This is a genomic window from Streptomyces sp. NPDC058246, from assembly GCF_042881985.1.
Taxonomy (GTDB): Bacteria; Actinomycetota; Actinomycetes; order Streptomycetales; family Streptomycetaceae; genus Streptomyces.
Genome location: NZ_JBHVWZ010000023.1, coordinates 86,112 through 112,124, shown reverse-complemented (window position 1 = coordinate 112,124; position 26,013 = coordinate 86,112). Strand labels below are relative to the sequence as shown.

At 69.3% G+C, this 26,013-nt stretch carries 19 protein-coding genes and 1 pseudogene; 11 read left to right on the top strand and 9 right to left on the bottom strand.

The features are described 5' to 3' along the window. Positions 1-60: 60 nt before the first annotated feature. Together ACFVXA_RS28530 and ACFVXA_RS28525 are read left to right on the top strand one after the other, a co-directional pair. The gene (locus tag ACFVXA_RS28530; RefSeq protein WP_390027392.1) at positions 61-927 is read left to right on the top strand and encodes an NAD-dependent epimerase/dehydratase family protein; all 867 of its coding nucleotides are present in this window, start codon (positions 61-63) and stop codon (positions 925-927) included. A 91-nt stretch (positions 928-1,018) separates the two neighbouring features. Beyond that, positions 1,019-2,653, top strand: coding sequence for a Na+/H+ antiporter (locus ACFVXA_RS28525; RefSeq protein WP_362022763.1), 1,635 nt, complete (start codon positions 1,019-1,021; stop codon positions 2,651-2,653). 133 nt (positions 2,654-2,786) lie between these two features. On the opposite strand, the gene ACFVXA_RS28520 is transcribed toward ACFVXA_RS28525, so the two are convergent. Beyond that, entirely contained in the window at positions 2,787-3,356 is a 570-nt protein-coding gene (locus ACFVXA_RS28520; protein ID WP_383901420.1) for a TetR/AcrR family transcriptional regulator, read from the bottom strand. 75 nt (positions 3,357-3,431) lie between these two features. On the opposite strand from ACFVXA_RS28520, the gene ACFVXA_RS28515 reads away from it, so the two are divergent. Continuing rightward, the gene (locus ACFVXA_RS28515; protein WP_390027389.1) at positions 3,432-4,730 is read left to right on the top strand and encodes an MFS transporter; all 1,299 of its coding nucleotides are present in this window, start codon (positions 3,432-3,434) and stop codon (positions 4,728-4,730) included. Between the two features lie 109 nt (positions 4,731-4,839). On the opposite strand, the gene ACFVXA_RS28510 is transcribed toward ACFVXA_RS28515, so the two are convergent. Together ACFVXA_RS28510 and ACFVXA_RS28505 are read right to left on the bottom strand one after the other, a co-directional pair. Beyond that, positions 4,840-5,178, bottom strand: a complete 339-nt coding sequence (locus ACFVXA_RS28510; protein WP_362022772.1) for a hypothetical protein — start codon at positions 5,176-5,178, stop codon at positions 4,840-4,842. Between the two features lie 233 nt (positions 5,179-5,411). Next, positions 5,412-6,923, bottom strand: coding sequence for a hypothetical protein (locus ACFVXA_RS28505; protein ID WP_390027387.1), 1,512 nt, complete (start codon positions 6,921-6,923; stop codon positions 5,412-5,414). A 457-nt stretch (positions 6,924-7,380) separates the two neighbouring features. Between ACFVXA_RS28505 and ACFVXA_RS28500 the strand changes: the two genes are divergently transcribed. Together ACFVXA_RS28500 and ACFVXA_RS28495 are read left to right on the top strand one after the other, a co-directional pair. Further along, positions 7,381-8,118: a histidine phosphatase family protein gene (locus tag ACFVXA_RS28500; protein ID WP_362022777.1), complete on the top strand. Its 738-nt coding sequence runs from the start codon at positions 7,381-7,383 to the stop codon at positions 8,116-8,118. A 521-nt stretch (positions 8,119-8,639) separates the two neighbouring features. Next, the gene (locus tag ACFVXA_RS28495; protein WP_390027384.1) at positions 8,640-10,706 is read left to right on the top strand and encodes a SpoIIE family protein phosphatase; all 2,067 of its coding nucleotides are present in this window, start codon (positions 8,640-8,642) and stop codon (positions 10,704-10,706) included. Between the two features lie 15 nt (positions 10,707-10,721). Here the strand turns inward: ACFVXA_RS28495 and ACFVXA_RS28490 are convergent, their stop codons facing one another. From ACFVXA_RS28490 to ACFVXA_RS28480, 3 genes are all read right to left on the bottom strand, one after another. Then, complete coding sequence (locus ACFVXA_RS28490; RefSeq protein ID WP_390027381.1) at positions 10,722-12,332, bottom strand: carboxylesterase/lipase family protein; 1,611 nt, start codon at positions 12,330-12,332, stop codon at positions 10,722-10,724. 411 nt (positions 12,333-12,743) lie between these two features. Continuing rightward, on the bottom strand, positions 12,744-13,649 hold the full coding sequence (surE, locus tag ACFVXA_RS28485) for a 5'/3'-nucleotidase SurE (RefSeq protein WP_362022785.1): 906 nt from the start codon (positions 13,647-13,649) through the stop codon (positions 12,744-12,746). A 119-nt stretch (positions 13,650-13,768) separates the two neighbouring features. Next, positions 13,769-15,010, bottom strand: coding sequence for an MFS transporter (locus ACFVXA_RS28480; RefSeq protein ID WP_390027377.1), 1,242 nt, complete (start codon positions 15,008-15,010; stop codon positions 13,769-13,771). A 706-nt stretch (positions 15,011-15,716) separates the two neighbouring features. Here ACFVXA_RS28480 and ACFVXA_RS28475 point away from each other — a divergent pair. The 3 genes and pseudogenes from ACFVXA_RS28475 to ACFVXA_RS28465 form a co-directional block, all read left to right on the top strand. Then, a complete protein-coding gene (locus ACFVXA_RS28475) occupies positions 15,717-16,436 on the top strand; it encodes a phosphatase PAP2 family protein (protein WP_390027375.1) in 720 nt (239 codons plus the stop codon). 153 nt (positions 16,437-16,589) lie between these two features. Then, complete coding sequence (locus ACFVXA_RS28470; protein ID WP_390027373.1) at positions 16,590-18,128, top strand: carboxylesterase/lipase family protein; 1,539 nt, start codon at positions 16,590-16,592, stop codon at positions 18,126-18,128. Positions 18,129-18,371: 243 nt separating this feature from the next. Next, positions 18,372-18,721: pseudogene (locus ACFVXA_RS28465) on the top strand (transposase); the annotation flags it as partial. 79 nt (positions 18,722-18,800) lie between these two features. On the opposite strand, the gene ACFVXA_RS28460 reads toward ACFVXA_RS28465, so the two are convergent. Then, positions 18,801-19,808, bottom strand: coding sequence for a zinc-binding alcohol dehydrogenase family protein (locus tag ACFVXA_RS28460; protein ID WP_390027371.1), 1,008 nt, complete (start codon positions 19,806-19,808; stop codon positions 18,801-18,803). Positions 19,809-20,434: 626 nt separating this feature from the next. On the opposite strand from ACFVXA_RS28460, the gene ACFVXA_RS28455 reads away from it, so the two are divergent. Both ACFVXA_RS28455 and ACFVXA_RS28450 read left to right on the top strand, forming a co-directional pair. Further along, entirely contained in the window at positions 20,435-21,301 is an 867-nt protein-coding gene (locus ACFVXA_RS28455; RefSeq protein WP_383736890.1) for an aldo/keto reductase, read from the top strand. Between the two features lie 71 nt (positions 21,302-21,372). After that, a complete protein-coding gene (locus tag ACFVXA_RS28450; RefSeq protein ID WP_390027368.1) occupies positions 21,373-21,900 on the top strand; it encodes a MarR family winged helix-turn-helix transcriptional regulator in 528 nt (175 codons plus the stop codon). A gap of 686 nt (positions 21,901-22,586) precedes the next feature. On the opposite strand, the gene ACFVXA_RS28445 is transcribed toward ACFVXA_RS28450, so the two are convergent. Next, a complete protein-coding gene (locus ACFVXA_RS28445; RefSeq protein ID WP_390027366.1) occupies positions 22,587-23,879 on the bottom strand; it encodes a cytochrome P450 in 1,293 nt (430 codons plus the stop codon). 379 nt (positions 23,880-24,258) lie between these two features. Here ACFVXA_RS28445 and ACFVXA_RS28440 point away from each other — a divergent pair, with 379 nt between their 5' ends. Beyond that, the gene (locus ACFVXA_RS28440) at positions 24,259-25,266 is read left to right on the top strand and encodes a LacI family DNA-binding transcriptional regulator (protein ID WP_362022807.1); all 1,008 of its coding nucleotides are present in this window, start codon (positions 24,259-24,261) and stop codon (positions 25,264-25,266) included. On the opposite strand, the gene ACFVXA_RS28435 is transcribed toward ACFVXA_RS28440, so the two are convergent. Further along, positions 25,162-25,824, bottom strand: a complete 663-nt coding sequence (locus ACFVXA_RS28435; protein ID WP_362022809.1) for a phosphatase PAP2 family protein — start codon at positions 25,822-25,824, stop codon at positions 25,162-25,164. The genes ACFVXA_RS28440 and ACFVXA_RS28435 overlap by 105 nt on opposite strands. Positions 25,825-26,013 lie beyond the last annotated feature (189 nt).

Here is a 26,013-nt window from a genome sequence, read left to right as displayed (position 1 = left end):
GCGGCCAGGGTGGAGGAGCGGCGGAATCCCCCGCCGCCCTCGACAAGGACCGTGAGAGCGATGCAGATCTTCATCACAGGCGGCTCCGGCTACATCGGCCGTTCCACCATCCGGGCACTGACCGGGCACGGCATCGGCGTGACGGCGCTGGCGCGCAGCGAGCACGCGGCGCGCACCGTGTCGGACCTTGGCGCCACCCCGGTTACGGGAGCGCTCACCGACACCGCTGTCCTCCGTGAGGCGGCCCGCCGGGCCGACGGGGTCATCCACCTCGGGGTGGACTACGCCGAGGGCACCGCGGACGTCGACGGCGCAGCGGCGGAGGCACTGCAGGACGGCGTGGGAACCGGCCCCTATGTGCACACGGGCGGGGTGTGGGTGTACGGCGACACCGACGGGGTCGTCGACGAGGACGCCCCGCTGAGCCCGCCGCGCATCACCGCTTGGCGGCTGGAGAACGAGAAGCGGGTGCTCGTCCGGGCCGCCACCGGAGAGCACCCGGTGGTGGTGATGCCAGGGCTGGTCTACGGCCGCTCCGGCGGACTGGCGCAGTCGTTCTTCGTCGAGCCGGGGCGCACCTCAGGTGCCGTGCCCAGCATCGGGGACGGCTGCAACCACTGGGCGCTGGTCCACGTCGACGACATCGCCGAGCTGTACGTCCTGGCCCTGAACGCCCCGGCCGGTTCCGCTTACGCCGGTGTCAGCGGCCAGAACCTCCCGCTGGCCGACATCACCCGCGCCCTCAGCCACGCCGCCGGATGCCCGGACCGGATCGAGTCGCTGACCCTCGAGGAGGCCATGCAGCGGATGGGCCCGATCGCCGAGGCATTCGCCCTCGACCAGCAGTTCAGCGGCGCCCGGGCGCGCCGCGAGCTCGGCTGGACGCCCACCCGTCTCGACGCCCTGGCCGAACTCGCCCAGGGCTGAACCACCAGGGAATGGGGTGCCTGCCCCACCGGGAAGGCCCCCATCGGGAAGGCCCCCATCGGGAAGTGCCCCATCGGGAAGGCGGTGCCGAATGCGGGGCCTGGAAGTCACCGTGGTCGTTCTCGCGGCCGTGCTGGCCATGACGTGGCTGGCCCGCCGCCTGCGCTGGAACGAGCCGGTCCTGCTGGTGGCGGGTGGCTGCCTGATCGGTCTCACCCCCGAGTTCCGCGCGCTGGTCCTGCCGCCCCCGGTCGTGCTGCTGCTCTTCCTGCCACCCTTGCTCTACTGGGAGTCGCTGACCACCTCGCTCCGCGAGATCCGGACGAATCTGCGCGGCATCGTGCTGCTCGCGACGGGCCTGGTGCTGGCCACCGCCGGCGCCGTGGCCGGGGTGGGGCACGCGCTGGGCCTCTCCTGGCCGCTCGCCTTCGTCCTGGGCGCCGTCGTCGCCCCCACTGACGCCATCGCTGTGGGGGCGGTCGCCCGGCTCCTGCCCCGCCGGATCCAGACCATCCTCCGGGCGGAGAGCCTGATCAACGACGGCACCGCACTTGCCCTGTACGCGGTGGTCGTCGGAGCCGCCGTTCAGGGACATGCCCTCACCTGGTCGGGCACCGCCGCACGCTTCCTGCTGGCCTACGCGGGCGGTGTCGCGATCGGCGCCGCCTGCGCCGCCGTCGTGGTGGCACTGCGCAGGCGGTTGCGTGACCGCGTGCTGGAGAGCGCCCTGGCCGTGCTCACCCCGTTCGCCACCTACCTGCCCGCGCAAGTCCTGGGCGTCTCCGGCGTCCTGGCGGTGGTCACCTGCGGTCTCATCCTCAGCCAGGCAGGCCCCAAGGTGATCAGCGCGGGCGCCAGAGTGCAGATCACCGGCTTCTGGGAGGTGAGCACCTTCATCCTCAACAGCGCCCTGTTCGTCCTGGTGGGCATCCAGACACCCGCCATCGTGGGCTCGATCAGCTCCGTCTCCCTGGGACACGCCGTGGTCACCGCGTTGCTGGTCGGCGGCGTGGTGATCGCCACTCGCCTGCTGTGGCTGTACTCGGTGCCCTACCTCCTCCGCGCCGTCGACCGGCGCCCGGTCCAGCGCACGCTGCGCTCCGGCGCCCGGGAAAGGTTCCCCGTCGCCTGGAGCGGGGTGCGCGGGGCCGTGTCGCTGGCGGCCGCCCTCGGTGTCCCGGCCACCACGGCCGCGGGCCGGCCGCTCGAAGGACACGGCCTGCTGGTGTTCACCGCCGTGGCCGTCATCCTGGTCACGCTGGTCGTCCAGGGCACGACCATGCCCGCGGTGATCCGCTGGGCCGGACTGCGCGGCGATCCCGACGAGACCACCGAGGAACGCCGCGCCCGTCGCCACATCGTCGATGCCGCGCTGGAAGTCCTTCCCGACTACGCAGACCGCTTGGGTACGCCGCCGGAGACCACCGACGCGATCCTGGGCGAACTGCGCCAGTACGCAACCGAGGACGCGGGAGCGCCCGAGACCGGGCCCGGCGTGCGGGCCGGGCTCGAACTGCGCCGCACCCTGATCGGCGTCAAACGCGGCGCCCTGATCCGCCTGCGCGACCAGCGCGTCATTGACGACATCGTCCTGCGCCGCCTGCAGTTGGTCCTGGACAACGAGGAAATCAGGATCGAGCTGGCCCTGCGTGCCTTCACCGGCCTGCCGCCCTCACCACCGGCCGACGGCACGGCCGAGCCACGCGGCAGGGCGCCGGGGGAGTGAGTGACCGCGTCCGGTCCTGGGATGGGATCTTCCGCCGACAGGCAGCCGCGTCGCGGCACTGTGTCCGTGCAACGCGCACTTCGCTCTCCAGGCCCACAAGACCGAATGAACCGCCCAGTGGGGCGAACGAGTATCACTGGGGAAGATCGCAGATCCCCATCAACGTCGCCACCAGACCTCGGGCCCACTCGCTGGACGCGGCCTCCCCGCCGAAGACGGCGCGGTAGTACAGCGGACCGAGCAGTGCGTCGATGGCCCGCTCCACGCTGGGCACCTTGCCTCCTCGAGCTCGCTCCCGCTCGATGATCGCGCCGAGTTGGGCGTGCCGGTCAGTTATGCAGGCGCTACCGCCTTCCGGACCCGAGCCGATCGTGGCCCGCATCAGGGCGAGAACGTCGGGGTCGGCAAGGTCGGTGGCCACATCGCTCATCCACCGCTCCAGGTCACCCACGAGAGAGCCCGTGTCCGGCACGACGACGTCGCCACTGAACCGGCTGGTGGCGACATCGGCCAGCAGCTGCGCCACAGAACCCCAGCGCCGGTAGACCGTGGTCGCGTGCACGCCGGCGCGCGCTGCGATGGCAGGGATGGTCAGCGCCTCGGCAGCTTCATCGGCGAGCAGCTCCCCGACCGCGCGGTGAACGGCCGCCCGCACCCGCGCGGAGCGGCCGCCGGGACGGGCCTGAACTTTTGCTTCGGTCATGCGGAAATTATCGCACTCATCATTGCGTTAGGGCCATCATGACTAACGCAATGATCACTGCATTCGGAGAGGCGCATGTCTGACGCACCCGTGCATGACAAGAAGGCACCCTCGGCCTCGGCCCCCGATGGCTCATCGGGCGGTGTCGTCCGGCGCGGGCTGAGCCGGCCGGTGGCCTTCGCCTCCATCGCGGCCGTCTTCGTCCTGTTCATGGCCGCGTCGAGCGCGCCGTCGCCGCTCTACGTGATCTACCAGCACGAATGGAGCTTCTCGGCGATCACCCTGACCACCGTCTTCGCGGTGTACGTCGTCGGTATGATCGCGGCGCTCCTCGTGCTCGGGGCGTTGTCCGATCACATCGGCCGTCGACCAGTCCTGGCCTCGGCCATTGCCCTTGAAGCGGTGGCGATGGCGCTGTTCATCGTCGCCAACGACGTCTCGATCCTTCTGCTGGCCCGCTTTGTGCAGGGCATCGCCACCGGCGCTGCCATGACGACACTCGGTGCGACCCTGGTCGATCTCAACCCGCCCCACGCACCGCATCGTGCCGGCGTCGTCACCGGTGCGGCCCCGGCGTTCGGACTGGGTCTGGGTGCCTTGGGCTGCGGCGTCCTGGCGCAGTACGGGCCACAGCCGACCCGGTTGGTGTACGCGCTGTTGCTCGCGGGTCTCGTCCTCGCCGCTCTGCTCGTCGCCCTGCTGCCCGAGACGGCGCAGCGCCGCCCCGGTGCCGTACGGTCGCTGCGACCTCGCCTGGGTGTTGCTCCACGACTGCGCACGGACCTGATCGCACTCGTACCGATCCTGGTGGCGAGCTGGGCCCTTGGCGGTCTGTACCTCTCACTCGGGCCGTCAGTGGCCGCCCACCTGTTCGGCCTGTCCAGCCACGTCATCGGAGGGCTCGTGGTCACCCTGCTCTGCGGACCCGCTTCGATCACGGCGTTCGCGTTGCGCGGCTGGCCCACTCAGCGCACCCTCGCCCTCTCAGCAACCCTGCTGCTCCTCGGGACGGCGGTCGGCCTTACCGGAATGCAGGCGAACTCACTGACGATGGCCGCACTCGGCACCGCCATCGCCGGAGTCGGCTTCGGCGGGTCGGCCCTGGCCAGCTTCGGCACGCTGGCCCGGATCGCCGGCCCGGCCGAGCGGGGCGAACTGTTCGCGGTCGCGTTCGTCATCTCCTACCTGGCCTTCAGCATCCCAGCCGTGGTCGCCGGGTTCGCCGCCACAAACGTGGGCCTGCACGAAACCTCGGTCGTCTACAGCGGCGCCGTCATAGCCTTCAGCGCCCTTGCGCTCGTCGCGCAGCGGCTGCGCACCGGGCGGGCCAGAAATGCCTGCCGGTGTGTACAGCCGGCCGGGGCTCAGAGCTAGGAGTTATCCGCTCGACCATGAACGTGACCGGCGGGCCGGGGTGCGGACCCAGGCCCGCCATCAGCGGCCCAGTGACCAGGTGGCCTGATCACAGGGCGAGCGCCGTGTTTCAGATGGTCACGCAGATTCCGTCCTCGATCGTCCGGCCGTCACGCTCCAGGCCGCCGCACACGAGCTTCGCGCCCGCCTGCTCGTACCCCACGGTCCACCTGTGCGACGCGGCGTTGGCCTTGGGGGAGTGGAAGTTTCCCCAGTAGGCACGCAGCGTCCCGGGCAGACCGTCCTTGGTCCTTACGGTGATGTCCTGGACGAACCGGTTGTGGTGCGCGGTCAGGACACAGACGTACTCACCGCAGTGGCTGTCCACGGCAGCGCTCGCCGGCGTGGCAGCGAGAAGGGGAAAGGCACAGGCCAGGAGCAGGGATGCAAGCTTCTTCGCATGGATCATGCCCGGCTAACGATCAAGACGGCAGGTGGTTGTTGCCAGAAGCAGCCCTCGAGCACGATCTGCTCCGGTTCACCTTCGGCCCGCCCAGAGGACGCTCGGTTGCGGGCCCCTGTCTCCATCTTGGGCGACCTGTTCCCTACACCTCGCGCGCACCGCAGGGACGGCGTGAGCGACCGCCGCCGCCCCGGACAGCTGCGACTGAGCGCCTGAGGTGGCGGGCCGCGCAATGACGGCTAGGGCACCAGATCCGACATCACGGAAGGTGGCAGTGACGGGTTGGCGGCTGCCGCTTCTCTCACCTGCCAGTCGGCGTCGGTGAGCAGCTCCACGATGACCGACGGCGGGAGTGCGGGATGGCGAGCGGCCAGAGGCCTCGCCCGTCTGTCCGCCAAGCAGGCGAGCAGTGCCGGGGCCGTCGCATGGCGATGGCGGGCGATCTCGCGGAACGCCTTCTGCACCGGTGGTTCGTGCCGGGCCAGGTCCTCCAGCAGCGCCGGAGTCGCGTCCGGGTTGGCGGCCACCTTGGCGGCGACCCGGACTCCGTGCCGGTCGACCATGGCGCGCAACTGCGCTGCGGAGAGACCCGGGTGGGGAGCGATGGACTTGACGACTTTCGCATCGGGGTCGGTGGCCAGCACATCGTGGATCTCGGCCGGCAGATCGCGTCGTTGGGCCAGCAGCACGCGTACGGCCGGGTTGGTCGACCGGGCCAGCTCCTCAATCTCGGTGGGAGTGGCGGCGGCGATCCGTGGGAGCAAGGTGGCGCCGATCTTGGTGGCCCCGGCCAGCTGGGCGAGCACGTCGAGCGGCACTTGTGGGTTGTGTGCGAGCCCGCGCCTCACGTCGTGGTCGCGGTCGTCGGCCAGTGCGCGGATCAGGGCGTCGTCGATCGCGGGATTCTCGGCGAGTTCGGCCCGGACACCGGGGGAGGGGTCCGCGACGAGCCGCCGACACAGCGTTGAGGGCAGGTCGGGACGGGCGGCGAGCGCCCAGCGCAGCAGCATCGATGGATGGTCGGCGAAACCGATGACGGCCTCGGTGGGTGTGGCCGGGTTTCGCAGTGCCGCGTGCTGCATGTCGTGCGTGGTGGACTCGTGGGAGCCGTCGCAGGAGGCGCCGGGCAGCAGGTCGCAGTCGGGGCGGGGGCATTGCGGCTCGTGCACGAAGGGCGTCACTTCGCGGTCGCAGACCAGGCAGCGCTGCGCGGGAGGCAGCCCGTCGCCGGTGATCAGTGCCGCCAGTACGGCTGGGGGCGTCGCCTCGTTGGCCGCCACCGCGCGGCGGACCTCGGCATGCGGATGCCCCGCCAGCCTGGCGGCTACTTCCGGCGTGGTCCACAACGCGAGCTCCGCGACGACCCGTACGTCCGAGTCCGCGGCGAGCTTGTCCACCACATCGGACGGAAGGCCGGCGCAGGCAGCCAGCTTCTCCCGGCGCTCGACGAGCGGATCCGCTGCAAGGGGGCGCGCCCACTCCGGGTTGCCGGCCCGCTCGCAGAGCAAGATGAGGGCGACTTGCGGCTGTGCAGCGGGATCGACGTCGGCGGCGGTCAGCCGGCCTTCGTACGCAAGGTGCACAGCGCTCTCCTCAACGCGCCTGGCCAACGCGATCGCCTGCGCTTGGCTGAGGTCCGCGCGACCAGCGAGGTCCACGGCGATGTCGGCGTCCGCGACCGCGATCAGCCTGTCGACCAGCTCGGACGGCAGGGACGCGTTGGCGGCGAGCCCGCACAGGACATGGTTCACAGAGGGCATCCTGCCTGGGCCGTGACCGAATGGCTCGTGGATTTCGACGTCCACCAGTTGTTGGCGGCACGCACACGGGGGATCCGAGGCTCCAGGGGGCTGGGAAGCGCGTGTGGGGTGCCGAGAACCACGTGGGTGCTCGTCCCGCACAGGGCTCGCCCGTACATCCGCTGCGTGTGCTCGATGACGTCCGGCGCCGCGATCCGCGCATGACGTCCGGCGCTGTGAGCCCCGCTCGATCAAGCAGGGTCCAGTCCTCGTCGAGCCGCTGTTCGATTCGTGCCAGGCCGGGGGATGCCGAGACGCCTGCGGGTTTCCGGCTCCCGCTCCGGCCAGGCGGCGGGGCCCGCGCCCGCCGGTCGGGGGGTGGTTTCGGACATCTGCCGGATGGTTTTGCCTGGCAGCGTCCCGGACCGTGGATCACATGACCATGCCGGGCCAGGAAGGAGGTCAGCCGATGTCGGTTCGCCTGACATTCATGTGCGCGACAGCCGGGGACACCGCCAGGGACGCAGTTTTCGGTGACGGTCCCCTCAGTGAGCGCGGCCGGCGTGAGGCAGCCGCCGACGGCGCGACACTCCCTCCGTACTCGCTGGCCATCCGGGCACCGTCCGCCCGCTGCGCCCAGACCGCTGACGCTCTCGGGCTGGAGACCACACCCGAGTCCGCACTGCGCGACTTCGACTACGGGATGTGGCGTGGCCGCACAGTCGGCGAAGTGGCCGCAGAGGACCCTTACAGGTACGCCGCGTGGCTCACCGACCCGGATGCCGCGCCACCCGGAGGCGAGTCCGTACGCCGGCTCTGCCGTCGAACCGCACATTGGCTGACCAGCGTGCCTCCCGACGCGGGCCGCGTGCTGGCCATCACCGAACCAGCCATTGTCCGGGCCGCGCTCCTCCACGCTCTGTCCGCACCGGTGACGGCCTTCTGGCATTTCGATGTGCTGCCCCTGACCGCGGTCTCCCTCACCTGGAACGGTGCCCGCTGGAACGTTCGGCCCGACCGAGCCATCCCTGAACGAGTCGGCACCACCCTTCGCACTGTTCCTCTGCCCTACGACGCCGCACGGGATCGGACGGCGATCTGGTGGGGCGCGGCGGTGAACGACGAGCGGCACGACCTCATCGCCCGGGTCTGGCCCCAGCCACACCAGCGGGATGGTGGAGAGCGGCCCGTCAACCGGACCGTGTAGCCAAGGGGTTGAGGTTACCGACAAGGCTGCGGGGAGGCGGTCGCCAAGGGTACGGAGCCGTGCCGTCAGCTCTCGGTGGTCCGCGGTCTCGTGGCCTTCAGTCCGTCCAGAGTGAGGTCTTCAGCCCGTCCAGGGTGAGGGAGGCATGGCCGCCAGGAGGCCGGGGGCGGCCTCGCACAGCCGGGCCACCTCGTTGCGATAGGCCGCCTCGATCAGGGCCTCCCGGATTGAGCTCCGTCCTCCGCCACGTACCGGCCCGGCACCCACGCACAGGCCCGCCCGGCACCACAGCCGTGACGCACCAGATACGACATCCCCACGAGGACTCAGGCGTGCGGTGCCGCCGTCTCACTCGGCTCGCTGTGACTCAGCCACTGTCACATAGTGGTTGGGCTTCCAAAGGCGAGCAGGTCCGCACCCGCGAGGTGCAGTCAGGTGCTCGACCTGTGTGAACGAGCCCCGATCGCGGTCGTGGTCGCTGCGGTGGACAATGAAGTGACGGTGCATGGATGCGAGGCCTCATGCGCGGATCAGGCGACACGGGTCAGATAGGACGCTCGGCCCTGGTCGACGTCCAGGCGGCGGTCGTCCTGACGCGCGAAGGTGTTGTGGTGTCGTGCAGTCCGGCCGCTGCGGAGATCATCGACTGTGTACCGGGCCAGACCGCCACAGACTTGGCAGCGTTGGTGCTTGACCGCTCGCGCGGCCGTGAGCGACGCGGTGGCGACGACGTCGTCGTCGTGGGACGCGCCGGGCCCGTGCGATGCGAGATGCTGCCCTTGGTCACGGAACTCCGTGCCGAGCCTGCCGATGCCGAGCGCTGGCTCGTGATGCTCTCCCGCGTAGCGGCCCCCGACGCCGACCAGGAAGAGCGACGATCCCGGCAGGAACTGGCGCGGGAGGCGGCTTCCAGCATCGGCGCTTCCCTGGACGTGGCCCAAACGGCCAAGACACTCGCCGATCTCCTCGTTCCTGCCTTCGCCGACCTGGCGACGGTGGATCTGGCGGAGGGGGTACTCGTCGGCGACGAGCCGCCCCCGCTCGCCGCTGCCGTCGATGTGCGACTTCGCCGCGTCGCGTCCGCACAGAGCCCCGGAGTCTCCGCGGAAAGCCTGGTCCGGGTCGGTGAGGCGGTACCTGCCGTGCCGGACAGCGATCTGATGCGACCGCTCATGCTCGGAAACGCTGTGGTGGTTCCTGACACCGCGCTGCTGCGCTCGGACCTCCGTGTGGACAAGGAGAAACTGCGCTCGCTGATCCCCGAGGAAGCGCACTCATCCGTCGCCGTCCCACTGTTCGCGCGCGGCTTGGTCCTCGGCTGTCTGACGGCTTGGCGCAGCCGACTGCCCACCGCCTTCGGCGACGATGACGCCACATTGCTGCGAGAGATCGCCGGGCGGGCGGCACTGGGCGTGGACAACGCCCGCCGCTACACCAAAGAACATCGCTCGGCGGTGGCGCTGCAGCGCAGCCTCCTGCCCCAGGCAATAGGGCGTGTCGCCGCGGCCGAAACGGTGGGCACGTACCAGCCGGCGGGTGGCGGGGTGGGCGTCGGTGGTGACTGGTTCGACGTCATTCCGCTGCCATCCCTCCGGGTGGCGTTCGTTGTGGGAGACGTGGTCGGCCGCGGCCTGGGCGCGACGGCCGCCATGGCGCGTCTGCGCACCGCCGTTCAAACGCTCGCGGAACTCGACCTCGAGCCGGAGGAGTTGCTGACACGGCTGGACGATCTCGTCCTCGGGTTCGCGGCCGAACAGGACGCGGACAGTGACACGGGATCGGAGCCGGCGGTGCTCGGGGCGACGTGCCTGTACGTCGTCCAGGACCCTCTGCGTGAGAGGTGCACGGTCGCTTCCGCCGGCCATCCGCCGCCCGCCGTGCTGCTCCCCGGAGAGGAGGCGCGCCTCATGGAGGTGGCTCCCGGGCCGCCTCTCGGAGTGGGCGGAATGGCGTTCACCGAATTCGAGTTCGCCCTTCCGGCCGGTGCCGTCCTGGCGCTGTACACGGACGGGCTTCTCGCGAGCCGCGATGGTGACATCGACGAGGGAATGGAGCTGCTGTGCCGGTCCCTCTCCGCCGGCGGTGGATCCGACAGATCGCTCCGTGAGATCAACGAAGGTGTGTTCGGCGAGCTGCTTCGAAGCCCGGCAGCCGACGACGCGGCGCTCCTCCTCGCACGTGTCCGGCGTCTCCCGCCAAGTGTGGTCGCCGAGTGGCAGTTCGACGCCGATCTCTCGGTCGTCGCACACGCGCGTGAACTGGCCGTCGCGCAGCTCCGTGAATGGCACTTGGACGAGCTCGGCTTTGTCACCGAGCTCGTCGTCAGTGAACTCGTCACCAATGCCGTGCGCTACGCGGGCGGCCCGATCGGCCTCCGGCTGATCCGTGATCAGGTCCTGGTCTGCGAGGTGTCCGACCCCGGCGGTACACAGCCGCGGCTGCGTCGCGCACGGGAGACGGACGAGGGCGGCCGCGGTCTGTTCCTCGTCGCCCAGCTCACAGACCGATGGGGGAGCCGCTTCACAGGGACCGGGAAGATCATCTGGACAGAGCAGGCAATCGAACCCGGCACCCTCGCCGAACATTAGCGCCTGTCCGGCGGATCAGGCCGGAGACGCGGGGCTCGGCGCGGGAAGGGAGGACCAGAACGCGCACTGGTGTTGCGATGCGAAGGCCATGGACACACGGTCCGAGCCCGGACCCAGCTCGAGTACGGAGCCGGAGTCGCCGGTTGGCCAAGGCGTCTGGCCTCGAACGTTGGGGTTACCCGAGCGAAGGAAAGCGCCCCAGTAGCGTTTCATACGGTCGGCCAGCTTCACTTGGCCGCTCGACAAGGGGCGATCAGCCATGGTGAAGTCGAACAGATAGGCCAGCTCCGCGCTGTGCGCGTTGGCCATGTCGACGCCTGGCACTTGGGCGCCGTAAAGCGTCGGCGACTGGGGATCATCGAACTCGTAGACATAGGTGGGCACTTGGCGTGCCAGAGCACCCGCTGTCCAGTGGGTGTGGCAGGCGAAGGTGGAGTCTGTCAGCACGGTCGAGAGCGCCAGGTACGGGCTGTCGTAGTCGGACAGGGGGTAGTGCTCGAGTACTTGGGCGGCTCCGGTGCCGTATTGCCTGTTGATCGTGTCGGTGTACTCCTCCGGAGTCAGGTGGGGTGTGCTGAGCGCGACGAAGAATCGGCTTTCCGCACGTGTGCTGCCGATCAGGACCGGAACTCTGTTCCAGTCGCCGTCCGTGATGGCGTCGAACGGCTGGCGGGGTAGCAGGTGGTCGCCGACAGCGGGGCCTGATACCGGATGCGTTCGGGCGGCCGCGATCAAAGACTCCGCGGTTGCCGAGCGCAGGCAGGTCGCGCGCGTCGGTGCAGCGGGGCAGCCGGCCGCCGTAGCGAACTCCTCGCTGTCGCGCTGGGAGTGAGACCGTTGGGGTGCCTGCAGCAGAGAGCAGGGGCCGCTCTGTAGAACGGCGCGGGTGAACATTCCCTTCGTCCGAGGCGAGGCGAGCATGGCGCACACGGAGCCGCTCCCCGCCGACTGACCCGAGATGGTGATCGCCTCGGGGGCGCCACCGAAGGCCGCGATGTTGTCGTGCGTCCACTGGAGGGCCGCGATCTGGTCCATCAGCCCGAAGGAGCCGGAGTCGTAGGCGTTGTCGTGGGTGAGTTCGGGCAGCGTCAGGTAACCGAGCTGGCCGAGACGGTAGTTGACGCTGACGACCACGGAGCCGGTGAGGCTTGCCAGGGTGCGTCCGCCGAACTGGGTGCCGGTGCCTTGGCTGTATGCGCCTCCGTGCATCCAGAACAGGACGGGAAGGGCTTGCCCGGGCCGGGTCCCGCGGGGTCGGTAGACGTCGAGGTACAGGCAGTCCTCGCTGACGGCTTCCGGATCGCGCAGGCCGAAGGGGGAGAACTGCCGGCATGCGGGCGCTTGGCGGGTCGCGTCTCGCTCTCCGCGCCAAGGGCTTGGCTGTCGGGGTGGACGGAAGCGCAGCGCTCCCACGGGGGGCGCGGCGTACGGAATTCCCAGGAATTCATCTGCCTGGTCGTGCACCTGGCCCAGCAGCCGTCCCTCGTCGACGCGGACCTCGGGGCGTGCGGGAGTGGCCTGACGGGGGGCTGCCGCGGAGCTGGTCGGGAGACACCACAACAGAGCGGCCAGGGTGAACAGGCAGGCCGCCAGAGGTGTGGTTCGGATGACACGCAGTTTTCTCATGGAGCCTCCGTGGGTGGAGTGCGTTGCCTCGGGTTGGTGCTGTCCCTCCCGTTCGTCGTCTCCGCCATGCGTAAGGCATGGGACGCCGCAGGGGTGTTGGCTGTTGTGCTGTGAGGTGCTGCGCCCGAAGGCGGGGAGTCAGGGAGAGCCACACAGCCGCCTCCGATGCCTTTGAGCGACAACGAGGCTGCGGTGACGCAGGTACCCTGCGGATCGGCCCCGGCTGTCTGGGCGTGCTGGGCCCTGTCGTCGATCTCCCGCCTGCCTCGCGACGCCCTGCACGCTCTCGCGCCGCACCGGGCCCAGACCCAACCACATCCAGTACGAGGCTGTGGGCCCGGTACGCCGAGAGCACGCGCCTGGCGCCGCGAGGCCCGCCCTTCGGCGGACAACGGGAGTGTGACGACTGGGCTAGGGCCGCAAGCCGCTCAGCAGCGCCGCCGTCTTGGCGAAGTCGACCGGACCGGAGTTCCAGTCGGGTGAGATCGGTGTGACAGAGATCTTGTCGGCGCTCAGCGCTTCGACGTCGCCTCGCTTCTCGGCAGGCTGTGAGGCGACGTTGACGTTCACCTTCCACGTGCCGTCGCCGTTGTCGGTGTAGTCCGCCTTGAGGAACGGCTGGGGGTCCTGGGTGGTGAGGGCGGTGCCCTGGGCGGTTCCCGTGCCGTCCCTGCCGATCACCGGGTGGTTGACGTTCAGACCGATGCCCGCGGGCAGCAGCCGGCCGGACTTCGCGCGGTCCTGCAGCCGGTCGATGAGCTGGACGGTGAAGTCGCTGGTCGGCTTCATGGCGTTGACCGTGGGCTGGTACACGGGTGCGGAGAGGCCGCCGGTGCTCACTGCGATGGCGGGGACGCCCTGCTCGAGTGCGGCGATCGCTCCGCCCACCGTGCCCGAGTGAGTGGCCAGGCCCGCGACGTTCGGGCCGAAATTGGTACCGGAGACCACCAGGTCGGGGGCCCGGTCGGCGAACACCTCGGAGAGGCCGAAAGCCACCGAGTCGCCCGGCGTACCGTCGACGGCCCACACGCGGGGCTCCGGATGCTTGACCGTCACGGTGCTCGCGCTCATCATCCTCGTTCCCGCTCCGCTCTGGTTGGTGAGCGGGGCGACGATGGTGACGTCGTACCCTGCGGCCGTCAGACGGTCGAACATGATGCGGATGCCGGGTGCGTTGTAGCCGTCGTCATTGGTGAGCAGGATGCGCAGCGGGCCGCTCGTGTCGCTCGGCGACGAAGCCGCGGCGGGCGTCGTGGCACCCAGTGCAGGTACACACAACAACAGGGCGGCCAGCGGCAGAACACGCTTGCGTCTCACGTGGTGCTCCTTGGAGGCGTGAGGGTCGGGGTGAGGACCGGCGGACGCACGAACCCTCGATATGCGTCCGCCGGCGTGGTGGGGGACCCCGGCCGTGGGCCGGTCGTCCGGAAGGTCGGTCAGCGAACGCCGCGGATCGGCAGGATCGCGAGGGCGCCCAGGAGCGAGAGGGCACCGCCCGCCAGGAAGAGAGGGCCGTAGCCCCCCATGGTGGTCACGATGGCCGAGGCGACGAAGGGGGCGATGATCTGGGGTCCGGCGTTGGCGATGTTGAGGACACCCATGTCTCTCGCCGCATCCTCGGCCTTCGGCAGCACCATGGTGACGAGGGCGGTGTCCACGGCCATGAAGCAGCCGAAGGCAAGGCCGTTGAGGATGCTGAACACCAGCATCCCGGGCCAGGTCGGACTGACGACGGGAATCACCGTGACGAGGCCGGCGAGGGCTGCCGATACGCCGACGAACATCTTGCGCCGGTTCCAGCGGTCGGACAGGAGCCCGCCGACGATCGTCGAGACGGCCATCGCCACCATGGACGCCGGTGTCAGGATCGCCATGGCGTCGGTGGGTTGCATGCCCTTCGGCAGGGTGATGTGGTCGTCCAGGATGTACAGCTGGTACCCGACGACGGAGAAGTAGCCCAGCACGAGCAGAGCCCGTCCGATGAATGCCCAGCGGAAGTCGTGGTTGGCCAGCGCCGAGAGGAATGCGGCGATCTTGGCCTGGCGGGACACCTCAGGCACCGTCTGCTGTCTGGGCTGGTCCCGGACGAAGAACGACAGCAGTGCGGCGGCCGAGGCCACCATGACGCCGAGGATCAGGTAGCCGGTGCTCACGCTGTCGGCCGTGCGCGAGGCGATCAGGACGCCCAACGTGCCGCCGACGGGCAGAGCGAGGCCGACGAGTGCGGAGGCGGTGCCACGCCGGGTCAGAGCCACCCGGTCGGGCACTATGGCGGTCACCGCGGCCTGGTAGGTGTTCATGGTCGCCTGGACCAGACACCAACCGATACCGAGCAGCAACGCGGTCCGCACCGTGCTGAGGAAGATCAGCCCTGCGAACGAGACGAATGCCCCACCCAGGATCCAGGGATTCCGCTTGCCGGAGCGGTCGGACAGCGCGCCCGCTATCGGATTGAACGCGGTGGCGAAGATCGAGCTGACGCCTCCGATGATCCCCAGGATGGTCACCTTGTGAGCGGGGTCGATCGACGCGATCTGCGTGGGCAGCAACACGGAGCCCGCCCCCATATAGACCGCCAGCATCGTGGAGTTGGCAATCAGAAGAAGCAGCAGAAGGCCCCGCACTCGGGGTTCGGAGTCCACTGCGGTCTTCGGCTGGATCAGCTCGCCGGCGCTCATCGGGGCGACCGTGCGGTGGTGCAGGCGCTCGCGGCGCGACGGGACGGGGAGACAGGCATGTCGACTCCTCAGGGGGTGGTGCGGGGGCAGAGCGCCGGAGGGGCCGCGAGGCGGATGCGGCGGTGATGAGACGGGTGCACCCCAGAGTGGGTTACACGTGTTAGTTCCGTGTGGGGACCTTGTGTAGCACCCTTCGTCGGACTGCGCCAGGGGTAAGGCAAGCGACTCACCCCCGCTCGTCACCTCATTCATCGCCTTGGTGCGCTCCGGGCTCGGCTTGGTTGAGGGTCGGGAGCTGCTCGCCCGGTCGACTGACGTCGTTGTCACGTGTAGCTCGGTCGGCTCGCCCAAGAGGCCTGTGTGTAACGGTTCAAACACGAGCCGCATAGCGCCCTGGTGGCTGCCGTCACATTTACGCCATAGTGTGGCCGGAATCGGGCTCGCGGTGCCGCCCCTGCGCGCTGCGAGCGCTTCACATCGATTCTCTGCGGCGTGGGCCACCTCGCACCGCCGCCCGACCAAGGGCCCGCCTCTATAGGCGCTTTGCCCCGCTCCTGTCGCCGCTCCTTCGGGTGTTGCGACGTTCCGAGGGCCCGTACGAAGCGTCCTCATGTCCTGGTGTCGCGCGGGCTGTCGGCGGTCGGAAGCTCCACCCTCACGCCTGAACGGAACGGTTGCCTGTCCCTGTGTCAGTGAAAGGCTTGTCGTGCTGGAGAAGAACCCGAATACCGACCTCGACGGCGACCGCTCCGTCGATCCCCGACAGCTCGTGCCGGCTGCTCCACCCCGAGGGGCTCTTGAGGCGGGCGTCATCCTTCTGCTGGCGTCCTTCGTCATGGGCCTGCTCCTCCGGGGTGGCGGGAGACCCTTCTTCCAGGAGCTGGACGAGCGTCTCACCGCGGGCGCAGCCAGTTCCGTGCGGGGTCCTGTGATGGGGCTGGCACTGTTCCTCGACAAGATCGGAGGGCCGATCGGCTTGGTGATCCCGCTTGCTGTGACGGGTTGCCTTGGGATCTACGGTCGGTGGAGGTCTGCCCTCTTCTTCTTCGCGACGAGTGTGCTCGCCAACCTGGTGATCGTCCTGCCCCTGAAGGGATTTGTCGGCCGGGCCAGGCCGCCGCACCCGTGGGTGCTGGTGAGTGACGGATCCTTTCCTTCGGGTCAGGTGTTCATGATGACGGCCCTCCTGGTCGCCATGGGTGTGGTGTTCCTTCGGCCGCGGGCGCGCCTGTGGGGTTGGTTCGCGGTCGGCTTGTTCGTCGCGTTGATGATGTGGAGCCGCGTGTGGCTGCACGCTCAATGGCTGAGTGACACGGTCGCCGGCGCGATGGCGGGGGCGGGTTCCGGGCTGGTCCTGTGGAGGGCTTTCGCAGGGCTCCTCCGGCGCGAGGCGGAGCGGTTGGCGGCCGATCGCCTGTGGGACTGATGGGTCTGAGGCAGGCGTAGGGCACGACAAGCTATGTGCTGTTTCATTGACGTCCGTAAAATTTACAGAATATCCTGGATGGGGATCCGGCCCCGGGCCAAGGGATTGTCCAGCTGCGTCCACCGGGCGTGGGATGGGGAGGAAAGGGAGATCATGACTGAGGAACCTGGTGCGGCCACACCGCTGGTGCAAATCCCCGCCGGCCGTTTGCGCGGGATCGTCGAGGGCGGCGTCGCCGTCTTCAAGGGGGTTCCCTATGCGGCCCCGCCCGTGAGTGAACTGCGGTGGCGCCCGGCTCAGCCTCACCCCGGGTGGACCGGCGTTCGCGAAGCCACGGACTTCGGCCCCAGCGCGCCGCAGATGTTCAAGGAGAACGGTGATCCCGTGCTGGGGGAGCACGGCTCTCCTCCGTTCGACGACGACTGTCTCACCCTCAATGTGTGGACCCCGGCGGTCGACGATGCGAGGCGGCCGGTCATGGTCTGGATCCACGGCGGAGGCTTCGTCTCGGGATCCGGCTCGCTGCCCTACTACTCCGGTGAGACCTTCGCCCGCAACGGCGACATCGTCGTGGTGACCCTCAACTACCGTGTCGGCCCGCTGGGCTTCCTCTACTTCGGCCCCGACCATGGTGAGCCGGAGTCGGGAAACTTCTGGCTGACGGACCAGGCCGCCGCGCTGCGCTGGGTGCACGAGAACATCGCGCACTTCGGCGGCGACCCGGACAACGTAACGGTCGCCGGTCAATCGGGAGGCGCGATTTCCACCGCGGCGCTGGCGGGGCATCCCGCCGCGCAGGGGCTCTTCCATCGAGCCATCCTGCAGAGCGCACCCTTCGGCCTGCAGATCCCCGACCCGCAGGCCTGCGCGGAGGTCACCGAGACGTTCCTCAAGATCGTCGGGGCGAGCGACGTCGAAGCGCTGCGACAGGTCCCTTGGCCGCGTCTGGTCGAGGCGACCGGGGCGCTGTTCGGGGCCACCGCCCGCTGGGGGTACTGGCCCACGCCCTTCCTCCCGGTCATCGACGGGGTCACATTGTCCCGCCACCCCGGGGAAACGTTGCTCTGCGACGGCGGTGCGGATATCGAGGTCATGATCGGCTGGACCCGCGACGAGTCCAACTTCAGCTTTGCCCGCACCGGGGCGGGCTACGAGACGGCCACCAAGGAGCAGGTGATCGGCAGAATCGCCGATACGTTCGGAAGTGACGCATCCGAGGTCTACGCCGCCTATGGGCGCACGCGGCCCGGATCCCGGCCCGTGGATGTGCTGATGGACCTGATCAGCGACGAACTGTTCCGCGTGCCCAGCCTGCGGCTGGCGGACGCCCGCGCACAGATGGGGCGCCCGGCGTGGGCGTACCAGTTCGACTTCGAAACGCCCGCTCACCAGGGCAGGCTGGGGGCGGCTCACTGTCTTGAACTGCCTTTCGTCTTCAACAACTTCGACAACTGGTCCCGGGCCCCGTTCGTCGAGGGGATCGAGCCCGCCGCTCGCCAGGGTCTGGCGCAGAGCATGCACCAGGCGTGGATCTCCTTCGTCCGCGACGGGAATCCCAATCACCCGGGATTGCCGGAGTGGGCGCCCTACGAAGCCGACACTCGCACCACGCTGCGCTTCGACTCCGTCGTCTCGGCGATCAGCGATCTCGCGGGTCACTCGCGCATGCTGCACTCGCGTGCGTCTCGATAGGCGACACCACGGAACGACCGCGGCATCGACTCTCGACTAGTCAGTCACACGTGTAACTGACTGGTTTGCGGGAGGGGGAGCAGTCGCCCCGGTCCCAGGCGGGCAGTCCGTCTGGGGCCGGGGCGGCAGTCCGTCTGGGCCTGGGCGCGGCAGTCCGTCTCGTCGACGCGCTGGGCCTCTCTCCCGTTGTGGCCAAAGCCAGGTTTGACACCGGCCGAGGGCTGCGTTGGATAGGTCGGTCATGTGACGCGTGCGCAACTGACCGACGCGGAAAGCAGGTTCACCGAGCCCTACCTGCCGATTGGCGAGTAGTTCGGCCAGTTCGGCCCGTATCCCGAGCGGCTGCGCGAGCAGTTCGAGGGGGTGCGCCGGCGGTTTCGTACCGGCCTTCAGTGGCGAGAGGTGCCCGAGCGGTTCGGCATGTGGCAGACCGTCTACAACCGTTCTCGCGCCGCCGGGACGGCGACGCCTTCCAGGCACTCCTGGAAGGCGTCTTCGTCGAGGCCGCCCGATGCGGCGAGATCGACCTGTCCCTGGTCGGTGTGGACTCCACCACCGTCCGGGCCCACCACGACGCGGCCGGCGCGCGACTGGACGAGGTGCCGGAGGGGCGAGGGCCGGCCCGGCCGATACAGCCGGAGCCGGCCGCAGTGGAGGGGCCGGCCCGGCGTATCAGGGCTTGAGGATGAGCTTGCCCGCGGTCTGGCCGGTCTCCAGAAGACGGTGGGCCTCGGCCGCCTCGGCGAGGGGCAGCGACTGAGTGGCCGGAGTGCGCACCTCGCCCGAAGCGACCCATCCCACCAGGCGGTGCAGCGCCTTGCCCGCCTCCGGCAGCCGGTGCTCGAACCAGACGCCCAGGTTGAAGCCGATCAGGGACTGGCTGGGAGCCGGGTCGTACAGCAGCGGAGCCAGTGCGGCCGGGTCCAGGCCCTCGGTGGTTCCACTGACCGAGCCCAGCACGACCAGACGTCCGAACGGGGCCAGGGCGCGCAGCGTCTGGGCCAGGCGGGCCGGGCCCGACATCTCCAGCGCGCCGTCCACCCCGACACCGCCCGTCAGTTCCCGCACCACTTCCGGCCAGTCTTCCTGGGTGTAGTCGACGGCGTGGTCGGCCCCGAGGTCGAGTGCGATCTGACGCTTGGCCGGAGTGCTGGCGCCCCCGATCACCGTGTCGGCGCCCAGGAGCTTGGCGATCTGCACGGCGTACTGGCCGACACCCCCGGCCGCGGCGGGGATGAACACGCTCTGGCCCTTTCGGAGCCCGATGAGCTCGGTGAGGGTGACGGTCGCCGCCAGTCCCGAGACGACGATGCCGGCCGCGGCGTCGGAGTCGAGCCCTTCAGGGATCGGGATCACGCTGGGGGCGTAGGCGAGCGCCAGTTCCGCGTAACCGCCGGAGGCGTCGGCACCGACGCTGCCGAACACCTTGGTGCCGACCGCCGGACCATCCACTCCGGGCCCAAGGGCGACGACGGTGCCCGCCACCTCGGCGCCAGGCACGAAGGGCGACGGCGTGGCCACCGGGTAGACGTCGCCTCGGCGGCGCATGACGTCGGAGAAATTGACCGCAGCGGACTCCACTCGGATCAGTACCTGGCCGGGCCCCGGCTGCGGGTCAGGGAGCTCTACCAGCCGCAGCACCTCGGGGCCGCCCTGCTCGGTCATCTGGATTGCCTTCATCGCTGTACCTCACGTCGGTTATGGATGATCTTGAACGGGATGAGAAGCACACTCATGGGTGGCGGCGGAAGATCACTTCTGGAAGCGACCAGGACCCTCATCGCGGGGGCCGACCGCAGGGCCTCGAACGCCGACGGCGCCGGCCCGATCGGGCGACCGCGGCCGTGATGCCTCGACCTGGATGGCGACATCGGCCGGTTGGGCGATGGCTCCACATCACGTCCTTCCACTGCACAGGCCGGCAGGAGGCCGAACCCATTAGCTGTCTCGGACAGGATAATGCTCGACGTCGTGGAACTATTCCATAGAGACAGACAGATCTGGGCGGCGTAGGCTGATATCCGTGAGGTGCCGATCCCTCAGCAGCATCTATATGTTCCGGACAGCAAAATGGCCCACACGAAACCGGGAACTGCACCAACACGAGACCGGGAAGTACGCGGAACGCTCCAGCGTCGCGGCAGCGACTCACACTTGCCGGGGCGGCACCTGTCACGTTCTCGCCGCCGGTCTCGAACCACTGATCGACGAGCGGTCGTCCGCTGTGTCGGGCAACGCGACGTCGGCCTGACGAAGGGGCGACTGCCGGCCTCGCTCGGTGACCGATTCGACTTGGAGACCAGCCGATGCGTATGCCCACGTCCCCCGCCAACCCACCGCAGAGCACGTTCCGGCTGGACGGCACGCTCACCGTCCCCCGCCTCGGATTCGGGGCGATGCAGCTCCCCGGCCGCTGGGGCGGCCCCGCGAGCGATCGCGCGACCGCGGTGGCAGTCGCACGTCTCGCCGTCGAACTCGGCGCGTGCCACATCGACACCGCGGCCTTCTACTTCACCGGTGACAACCGCGCCAACGACATCCTGCGCACGGCGCTCCACCCCTACCCCGCCGACCTGTCAATCGCCACCAAAGTCGGTCCGATGCGCCTGCCGAGCGGGGAGATGCATGGCGAGGCCGGCCCCGCTCAGCTGCGAACCGAGGTCGAGCGCAACCTGACCGAACTCGGCCTCGACATCCTCGACCTCGTCTACCTGCGGGTGTTCACCTCCGCCCCGCTCGGTGACCGCTTCGCCGTACTTGCTGAACTGCGCGACGAGGGACTGATTCGGCATCTGGGCGTCAGCAACGTCACCAGTGAACAACTCGCGGAGGCCCGTTCGATCGCGCCGGTCGCCGCCGTTCAGAACCGCTTCGGCGTCCTGGAGCAAGGCGACGCCGCGCTGGTCGACGAGTGCGCGCGTGCCGGCATCGCCTTCATGCCGTTCTTCGCGCTGGGTGGTGGCCACAGCCCACTGGGCGATGGTGACCTGCTCGACGTCGCGGAACGTCACGGGGCCACCCCGTTCCAGGTGGCCATCGCCTGGGGGCTGGCGCGGTCGCCTTCGATCGTGCAGATCCCCGGCACTGCTTCTGTCAGTCACCTGCGACAGAACATGGAGGCCGCGCACATCACCCTCGACCAGAACGACATGGCGCTCCTCACCCGGCGGTGACCCCTCACCGCGCAGCGGTGCCCGCCGGCCGTCGCGAACTGGTCCGAAGCCGCAGCACAGTAGGATGATCCATGACTTCACGACAGCCCCGACGGGGAGGCGCCCCCTCCGCCACCGCTGCCGGCAGCGGCCCGATCAGCAACGCTCTGATCCGGGTGACACGGCTGCACGTCATCCAGGCAAGGCAGTTGTTCCGGGCCGTCGGACTCCACCCCGGCCACGAACTGCTCCTGATGCACCTGTGGGATACCGGGCCCCAGCGGCAGGCGGACCTCGCCGTGGTCTTCGACACGGACTCGGCTGCCATGACCCGCACCGTGCAACGCCTCGAGCGGGCCGGGTTCGTCCGCCGCCGGCCCGACCCGAACGACGGGCGCGCCTCGCTGGTGGAGACCACCGCCGCCGGCAACGGACTACGACGCTCGGTGGAGCAGCTGTGGGCGCAACTCGAAGCGATCACGACCGCCCAGATGACCCCCGCGCGGCAAAAGGCACTATTGGAGGGACTCGAACAGGTCGAGCACAACCTGGCCGTCGCTCACGGCTCCCCAGAGCACGAGTCCATCCGGTCCCAGGACGATGGTGCGGGCGGCGATTGATTATCTGGCCTGGTCGATCGGCATGTTGGTAGGGGTGAAGGGGCCGCCGAGCGGCTTGATCATGCTCCGTGGGGCGCGCCTGGACGTCGCCGGCATCCTGGAGCCCGCTCTAAATGATCAACATGTCGAGCCTCGAGACCAACTCCGGCCGAGATGCCCACCAAACCAGTCACGACACCCGAAAGTCGCCTCGCCCCCTCCACTTCCGCGCAGCGATCATCCGGATCCGCGCTCTCGGAACCGCATCGTGATCGCAACCAAGGTCAGCGCAACCAAGGAAGGCGCTGCGAGGCGTCGCGAGCGAAGTGCCGCCGAGTTGTCGGCGGCTCTTCGCGCGTTGATGTGGAGTCAGTTGCTGGGGGCGTGTTCTCCAACCCGTAGCCCTGTCTGACTCCAGTTGGCAAGATCAGCCCATGAGTCACCACTCGGTGACCTTGGACAAGATCGCTCTTGATGACTCGCAGGCCGTTCACACGTGGGCCTGCCTCCCTGAGGCTTGTCGTTTCCAGCCCTGGGGACCGAACACTGACGACCAGAAACGCGCTTTCGTGAAGGCCGCGGTCGAGGCTTGGTCGACCACACCCCAGCAGAGGTTTGCCCACGTAGCGCGCTGGGGGGACGACGTGGTGGGTATGGGCGAGCTGCATGTCCGCAGTCACACGCAGCGCCAGGGCGAGACCTTGCCGCTACCACCCGGTCATGGAATTCCACCAGCCCCACCGCTGTGTGGTCTCTCCCTCCTCCGCGTCTCCAGTGCGCGTTCTCTCCGGAACCGGCAGTACGTCCGGTAGCTCGGGCGGCGCCTCGGTGCGGTGTTCGGGATGTACCGGGGTGAACGCGACCGGTAGCTCGGCCGGTCCGCTGCACCACAAGGACTGCCTCGAGACCGTGGCGGAGCCGGGGGTGTCCAGCCGTGGCTCCCCGAGTCGGCGCAGTGCCACGTCCACCGCTGTCTCGGCGATCAGCCGGGCCATGTCCTTGGCGGGGCACCCGTGCGCTCCCGTCCCCCACGCCAGGTGTGCGCGGCCACTCGTGTGGACGGCGCGGCCGCCGAGGATGGCGGGGTCGTTGTTCGCGGCCGCCAGGCATGGGATGAGCAGGTCGCCCGCGCGGACCGCGTGCCCCGCGAACATGATGTCTTCCGTGGCCCACCGACCGGCGATGTTGGGGACGGGCGGGTCGTCCATGAGCGTCCGGTCGAGGACGTCCGACGGGGTGAGGCGGCCGGTCGCCACGGAAGAACTCACAAGGCTGTCGGACAGGAGCAGCCGCAGGGCGTTGCCGACCCAGTTGACGGTGCTGGTGGCCCCGAAGAGGAGAAGCTGCACCAGGTTGTGCGCGATCTCCGTGTCCGTCAGCGGGGTCGCGTGAATCAACCAGGACGCGAGGTCCGGGCCAGGCGTGGCGACTCTGGCGTTCACGAGCCGACACATCGCTTCCAGCAACTCGGCATCCGCGTAGGCGGCGTCGTCTGCGGTGCCGGTGACGGCGTCGACCAGCGCCTCCAACGCGGGGATCGATTGCGGGGAGAAGCCGAACAGGTGGGCGAAGACGGTCCACGTCAGGGGGCGGCTGTACTCGGCGACCAGGTCCGCCGTCGCGCGCGGTGCCCAGCGGTCGACGAGGTGGTCGGCCTGCTGCTGGACCAGGCGGCGCAGGCGCGGCAGATCGATCTGATCCAGGACGCCGGTCAAGGCATGACGTTGCCGCCTGTGTTCCTGAGCGTCGAGGCGGGACACCGACGGACGCGGGCCGAGCATCACCAACTGCGGTGCGTCGGCCGCCCATCCTGGGTCGATGCCGGCGTTCCAACGCCGCGCGTCGCTGGAGAAAAGGCGCTCGTTCCAGATCACCTCCAAGGCCGCCTGGTGGTCCAGGACGAGCCATGCGGTGACGCTCGGCAGGATCTCGACCGGGGCGACGGATCCCCAGCGACGGCGCAACTCCTCGTACGGCAGACGTGAGTTCTCTGGAGGCAAGCCGCCGAAGACCTGACGACGGTTCGCCGGACAACGGGGGTGGGAAGAGGCACCGCTCTCGCCGGCTGGATTCATCGGATCGCTTCTCCGACCTCTCTGTGCGAGGGAGGAAGGTCATTTTCGAGGCGTGAAACGTGCGCACAAGGGAGGCGCATGGTGTCCAACTCCGGGAGCCGTGGCAGGCGGGCTTGGCGGACCAACGACCTCGCCTCAACCCGGAGTGATGCTCCGTGCCCAAATTATCGAGTGAATATCGCGGCGGTCAATAAGACGGCATATCCCGGTTGGGGCGGTGTGGTTGTCGAGTCGGCCAGTCCGCCTTAACGCGTGTAACCTGATGACCAAGCTCGACACGCAATCAGACCAGGTGAGGCACCCGATGGCCCAGGAGTCGAACACGTCGGCGCCGATCACGAGCGCGGACGTAGCCCGACTGGCCGGGGTGTCGCGGGCCACGGTCTCGTTCGTCCTCAACAACACCCAGGCGCACCGCGTGAGCGACGCGACGCGGGCGCGGGTGCTCGCCGCGGCACAGCAGCTGGGGTACGTCCCGCACGCGGCGGCCCGGTCACTCCGGGCCGGCCGCAGCAATCTGGTGCTGATCCCCGCGTCCGTCGCGGCGGTCGGCGGACTGGTCAGCAGCTGGCTCGACGACCTGCACAGCGAACTCGAGCGCCATGGCTACATCGCGGTTCTGCACGCGGGCCGGTACGCCGATGCGGCCGTCGGAGCTCGTGCCTGGGCCGAGCTGCGGCCGGCCGCGGTTCTGGCGCTGGACGGAGACCGTCTGACCGGCCGTGCCGTGGACGTGCTCCGGCGTGCCGGTGTGCCTGCCTTGGTCGCCTTCGCCTCCCGGCCCACCGCGGGGGTCCACACGTTCACCTTCGACCACGCCAGGATCGGCGAGGTGGCGGCGGAACACCTCGTCTCGCGGGGGCGAAAGCGGATCGGCGTGATCCTGCCGCGCGAACGCGGCCTTGACGCCTTCGCCCAGCCTCGCCTGGCCGGCGCCCAGACCGTCGCCTCGCGGAGTACGGCGACGGTCACCGCTGTGCCGATGAGCTACACCCGGCAGTCCGCCACCGAGGTGGCCCAGGCGTGGCCGAGCCAGGGCCTCGATGCGGTGTTCGCCTACAACGACGAGTACGCCACCCTGCTGCTGCACGCCTTCCAGGACCAGGGCATCGCCGTACCCGACGAGGTGGCGGTGATGGGCGCCGACGACCTCGTGCCCTCCGCCCTGCAGCGCCCGCCGCTCACCACCGTGCGCCTGGAACTGCCGTCACCCGCTCTGGTTGCGGACACCATCGACGCGCTGCTCAAGGGAACCGACGTACCCGAAGTGCCGCCGACGGACGCCGTCCTGGTTCCCCGGCAGTCGTCGTGACACGTGGTCCCGGGCCAGCAGCGGGGCGAATGCACACCAGAGGAGGAGCGCGGCGCCCGCCCCGATCGACGCACCGGCCACGGTGTCACTGAGCCAATGGGCATGGAGCCACGTGCGGCTCCACATCATGGCCAGAGTGAACGCGCTGCCGATCAGCCACCAGGAGCGCCGGCGCGCGGCCGGTACCAGGACGGCGCCGACCACCACCACGAGCAGCGCGGTGCCGGCGGAATGCCCGGACGGGAACGAGCCGTGGTCCACCCGGACCAGCGGGTGCGCGGGCCGCGACCGGTCGACCAGGTGCTTGAGGACCTGGACGACGACCATGTTCCCCAACACATAGGCCGAGGCCAGATAAGCCGTCGACCACCATCGTCGCTGCCACATGAGTAGAAGGAGAAGGCCAAGGGGCACGACGGCTCCGAGCGGGCCGCCGAACCAGTCGAGCACATTCGCCGACGCCGCGTACGCACCGTCGTGGGGGCCGCCCATCCAGGTGAGCCAATGACGGTCGGCCACCTCGATCACCGACCGCGCGGACGGGACATGGAAAGCCAAGCCGAGCGCCGCCGCGAGAGCCGTGCAGGCAAGCCCCGACGGGAACACCGCAGGGCTCGGGGCAGTGGGATCCGGACGGCTGTGGGCTGTCGCGGTGTCTGTGGCGGAAAAGGCGCGAGTCATGAAAACCTCTCGCGGCCGCGGTGTACGGACCCGGCCGAGGTGGGGAACGAAACTGATGGCCACGGC